The 5,000-nt window shown below is 67.0% G+C and carries 4 protein-coding genes; all 4 read left to right on the top strand.

Going from position 1 to position 5,000, the window contains the following annotated elements; genetic code table 11:
* The first annotated feature begins 248 nt into the window (after window positions 1-248).
* The 4 genes from KTR66_RS24570 (at window position 249) to KTR66_RS24585 (ending at window position 4,237) form a co-directional block, all read left to right on the top strand.
* A complete protein-coding gene (locus tag KTR66_RS24570; protein ID WP_213617392.1) occupies window positions 249-608 on the top strand; it encodes a DUF6634 family protein in 360 nt (119 codons plus the stop codon).
* Entirely contained in the window at window positions 592-2,400 is a 1,809-nt protein-coding gene (locus KTR66_RS25365; RefSeq protein ID WP_213617393.1) for an AAA family ATPase, read from the top strand. The genes KTR66_RS24570 and KTR66_RS25365 overlap by 17 nt, the downstream gene beginning before the upstream one ends.
* A gap of 84 nt (window positions 2,401-2,484) precedes the next feature.
* Window positions 2,485-3,075, top strand: a complete 591-nt coding sequence (locus KTR66_RS24580; RefSeq protein WP_213617394.1) for a hypothetical protein — start codon at window positions 2,485-2,487, stop codon at window positions 3,073-3,075.
* A 721-nt stretch (window positions 3,076-3,796) separates the two neighbouring features.
* Window positions 3,797-4,237, top strand: a complete 441-nt coding sequence (locus tag KTR66_RS24585) for a recombinase family protein (RefSeq protein WP_213617395.1) — start codon at window positions 3,797-3,799, stop codon at window positions 4,235-4,237.
* Window positions 4,238-5,000 lie beyond the last annotated feature (763 nt).

Genomic DNA, 5,000 nt, shown 5'->3' on the forward strand with positions numbered 1-5,000 from the left:
AGCAGATCCGAGAGGTCGCGCATCAGCAACGCTGCACCATCGTCGCCATCCTCCTCCGGGCGTTGGCACACCAACGCGATGGCGGAGGACGACGCGTCTTTCACATCCGCGCGGAGGACATGGTCCCTGACCGGCGCCTTCTGCCGCGCCGCTGGCCCAGCGACTGACCGGCACCCGCCGTCGCTCCGGCCTGCTCCCAAGCCATCCCACCCATCACCCACTGTCATCCGCCCATTCTGGGAGTGCCCATGCTGCGCCTTGATCTCCTCAATGCCGATCTCGCCACCACGCTGTTGCTGACTCAGGCGCGGCGCGCCCGCGACCTGGCGGAGGCCCTGGAAAGCGTCGCCGGTGGTAGGTACCCGACCCCTGCCGAGATCGCCGCGGCGCCGGTTATTTCAAGCTGGAGGCTGGTGGCTGCCCCTGCGCCCTACGCGCTGACGGGCAGCGTGACCGGGCATCCAGTCCTCGGCGACACGCCCCGCGTCCTGACCTCGGACGTGGCCCTCCTCGATCCGGAGCGGTCGCTCGCCCGCACGGTCTCGCGCTGGTACGTGCTCGGCGTCCCCGCCTCGGATGCGGAGGGGGCCGGTGGCTCGCGACACTGACAACTCCCAGCAGCCCCGCAGGCACGGCAACCGGCGCGACAAATCGGGGGCGCCGGAGGATGCCGTACGGCTCCCCGCCGATCTGGCGGAGCTCTCGCCCAGCGCAGTGGCGATGCTCCAGCCCTTCGCGCTGTGGCGCCGTCAGGAGCCGACGGATCAACAGGTGAGCTTCACACGATCTGTCCTGGCCCATCTCCTCCGCGGATTGGCTGCCATGCCGCCGCCCCATGCGGCGGAATCCACGAGCGAGACCAGCACGCGCTGGCTGGAACTGGCCGCGGCCCTGGACAGTGGCGATCTCAGCGCGGCCAGGATCGCTGCGCACTGGCTGAGCGAGGAATCCCGCCTGCACGATCTGGGCGATTGCAGCGGCGTCGAGGTGCAGCTCTCCAGCCTCTATCTGGCCAGCCAGTCGGAGGATGGCGAGACCAAGCTGCTGGCGCTGATGGACATGGTTCTCGCGCTGCTGCCGCTCACCGGCCCCGATGCGCCGCGGGACAGTGAGGCCATGGCCGAGTTCACCCTCGCGGCGGAGCGCGGATTGGAGCGTGTCCTCGACAGGATGCGTCAGGCCTTTTGGGATGGGCTGCATCTGCCATGGCACGCGATCGCGGCGGACCACATGCTGGCAGCCCTCCAGGCCGACGTCGAGGCCCAGGGCTATTGGCAGGGGCACGGGAGCCGCCTCCGCGAGCGCATCGACAACGGGCTGCTGCGAGCCGCCGAGCGCGGGCGGGCGCGTCGGGAGGCCAGTGCCGCGCGACGGCGGGCCGCGCGAGAGGCAGAGCGCAGGGCGGCGGACCGGAGTCGCATCCCAGGCCTCCTGCAGGAACGGGACGCGGACGATGCACAGCAGAACGCCCCGGAGGGTCCAGATGCCGCTGCGGCACCGGACCGGCGGACGCCCTTCCCGGGGTTCGACCCACGCCGCCTGACGGAAAACCGCAATGCACTCGGCAGCCGGTACGAACCCCTTGGCCAGCCCATGCCGGTGACCCTCGTACCTCCCCTGGCCGAGGTCATGGAGCGCCTCTCCAGCCTGGCCGCCGAGATGCCCAATGCGCGACCGGTGCTCGATCTGGTCCAGAGGGAGATGGCGCTGCTCGGGCTAGGTCCGGCACGACCGCTGACCCTGCCACCACTGCTCCTGGTTGGGCCGCCTGGGATCGGCAAGACGAGGCTCGCCCGGCGCATCGCCGCTGTCCTCGGTCTCGGCTTTGCTTGGCAGTCGGCGGCGGCGTCCAGCGATACCCGGGAGCTCTCCGGCACGGCACGCGGCTGGAGCAGCACCCATCCAGCTTGGCCGGTGGAGCAACTGGTGGTCCTGCGCACCGCCAACCCGTTGCTGCTCATCGATGAGGTGGACAAGGCGTCGCGGGACCGCAGGAACGGCTCGATGTTCGATGCGCTCCTGACCTATCTCGAGCGCGACACGGCGAGGAGCTTCGAGGATCCCTGCGTCGGGGGGGCCGTCGATCTGAGCCTTATCTCCTGGGTGCTCACGGCCAATGACCGGGACGGCCTACCCGCGCCCCTGCGGTCGCGGCTGCATGTGGCCGTGATGGAGCCGCCGGAGCCGGAGGCGCTGCCCAGTCTGATCGCAACCATGCGGCAGGACCTCGCTGTGGAACTCGGACTGCCCGACCCAAGACTGCTGCCCGAACTGTCTGCCGAACAGATGGCGCTGCTCCAGCAGGACTTCGGACGGCACCGGGATCCGCGGCGGATCAAACGGGCGCTGCGCAGCCTGCTGGCCCTGGTCGCCCTTGGCACAGGCGAGGCAGCGCATTGACCGGACCCGCCGCCATGCCCCGCCGGACTGCATTTTCGTGCGTCACGAAATTGGCCTCGGCTCGCCATTCCGGGGACATGGCCGATGCGTGATAGCCTGCTGTTCGTTGACTTCGAGGCGTCGTCGCTCGCCTCGGAGTCCTACCCGGTCGAACTGGGCTGGGCCAACGGAGGGGCCTCTGGCTTCGTTCTGATCCGACCGGAGCCGGATTGGACGGACTGGAGCGCCTCCGCCGCCGAGCTTCACGGCCTGCCCCGGGAGCGCCTCCTCGCCGAGGGCAAGTCTGCCCGAGAGGTGGCGGAACTCCTGCTGCGGCTGGCGGCCGGTCGGCAGCTGGTCTCCGACGCGCCCGACCGGGAGACGCAGTGGATGGGGCGGCTGCTGGTTCTGACGAATCATCTCCCGCACCAGTGGCCCACCATCATCGACCTGGTGGATACGTGCTGGGACGAGACAGCCCGACTGCTCAGTGCCGCTCCCCCGCCTGGCGTCTCGGTGGGCCAGGAGCGCCTGCATTGTCTCTGGGCCGGGCGGCGGGCGCGGAGGCAGAGGACCGGTCCACGCCATCGGGCCGAGCCCGACGCCCAGGGCATGCTCTTGGGCTACCAAGCAACGGCCCAGGCCGTCACCGAAACCCTGGAGCGCTGGGCAGGGCTGGATAGCCATGGGCAATGACGGCACCCCAACCCGGCCGGTCGGAGTTCAGCGCAACCCGGATGCGCCCCAACCAGGGAGCGTCATCCGTGGGCCACAGGGGCCGGAATCACGCCGTCGCGGCCCATTTTCGTTACGTTACGAAAAACACAAAGCCTGCCGCCGGTGGCTGAAATCGGACCATCTCACCCTACAGGGCACCCTCGCCGAGGGCAGCGTACGGGCGTTTGTGGGCCTAGGCCGGAGGGCGGCGTGGCCCGAAATGACCGCTGTGACCACTTCGGGGCGGTTTCTGCGCATTTTCGTGACGTGACGTTTTATCCAATCTGATCCGATCACTTCCGACCGGCAGCCCCTGGTCGCCCGCCTCCCACCTCATATTGAAGTCGGATGCCGTCCAACAATTCCAACAAAACCTGGGCTCGAATCCAAACGTCCAGATCGATTCACACTACGAATCCAGATCATCGCAAAATTTTTCTCGACAGAATTCAATTCGTACATACCCTGGTAGATGAACTATCCCTCTTTTCTCCAAAGGTGCCACATGACAAGCCCCCCGTTCTATCCCCACACCACCCTCGAGGCCGGAACTCATGCCTCAAATCAGCCCCGTTCCGGACACGAGCGAGCAGGCGACACTCTCCATGGCGACGGAAATCCCACCGCTTGTTCTGGCGCTACTGGCGGTGGATCGGCCGATCGCCCCGCGGTCTTGGCTGAACTTGGTAGGGATCACGATATGGAGCAGCGCCGCCTGAGCGCCGCACCACGGCGCGCCGCTGTCTATGCCCGTACCGCCACGGCCCAGCCGCGAGATGGCTCGATCGAGGATCAGGTCCGGATGTGCCAGGCCCTGGCCGAGCGTGAGCGGTGGGTCATCGTCGAGACCTTCAGCGACCACGGGGTGTCAGGCTCCACGGTGCTGCGCCCGGGCTATCAGGCTTTGATGTCGGCGATGCGATCGGGCGCTGTGGACGTGGTCCTGGCCGAGCGCTTCGACCGGTTCTCACGCAACCCGGGGCATCTGGCGGCCCTTCACCAAGCGGCGGAGTCCGCCGGGGTCCAGATCATCACCCTGTCCGAGGGTGAAATCACCGAGGCTACCATTGGCCTCGAGGCCACGTTGGAGGCCCTGTACCTCAAGGAGCTGGCTGACAAGAGACGCCGCAGGCGCGTGTAAGATGCGCCGACCGGAGAGATCGCCGATCCATCGCGACCGCCTGTTCTCGGCATGGCCTCTTACCGGGATCCTGGAGCGGTGGGCCGGATGAACAGCCATGGGCATGGCGGCGGTCGAACACGGCCGGTCGGGGAGCGGCGCATGCCGGATGGCGCCCGACAAGGGAGCCTCATCCGGGGGTCACAGGGGCGGAAATCAGACCGTGACGGCCGGTTTTCGTGACGTCACGAAATTTGGGAAACTCGCCAGCGGTGGCCGAAACCGGGGTGTCTTACCCTACAGCCCTACCCCAGCGAGGGTAGCGTACGGGCATTTGTGGGCCTCGGCCGGAGGGCGGTCTGGCCATGAACGGCTGGTTCGGCCGCCTCAAGCGGGCCTCAGCCAGTTTTCGTGACGTCACGCTTTAGGTGGCTGGTCCGTGATCCCCTTGGATTGGAGCTGGACTGTCCCGGACGTAGCCGCTTTTCGGGTCGAAATCAGGGATGGCTCGATGTTGTCAACACTATCCAGGGATCAAATCTCAATACGAGGAATACCACGCAAATACGATTTCAAGCTTTTGCAAATTTTTTCTCGACAAAATCTGATTCATACATACCCTGATAGATGAAAACCTTGCTTTATATCAGGATAACGCCCCCCATGCCGCCCCGCCATGTCAGTCCCGACGCCGCCCTGACCGTCGAGCTCCGCCCCACCAGCCCCACCGGTGGCACTCAGGCGCGGCCCTCTCCCCCGGACGAAAGCACTCTTCTCACCCTGG

This window comes from Roseococcus sp. SDR, from assembly GCF_019083995.1.
Lineage (GTDB): Bacteria > Pseudomonadota > Alphaproteobacteria > Acetobacterales > Acetobacteraceae > Roseococcus.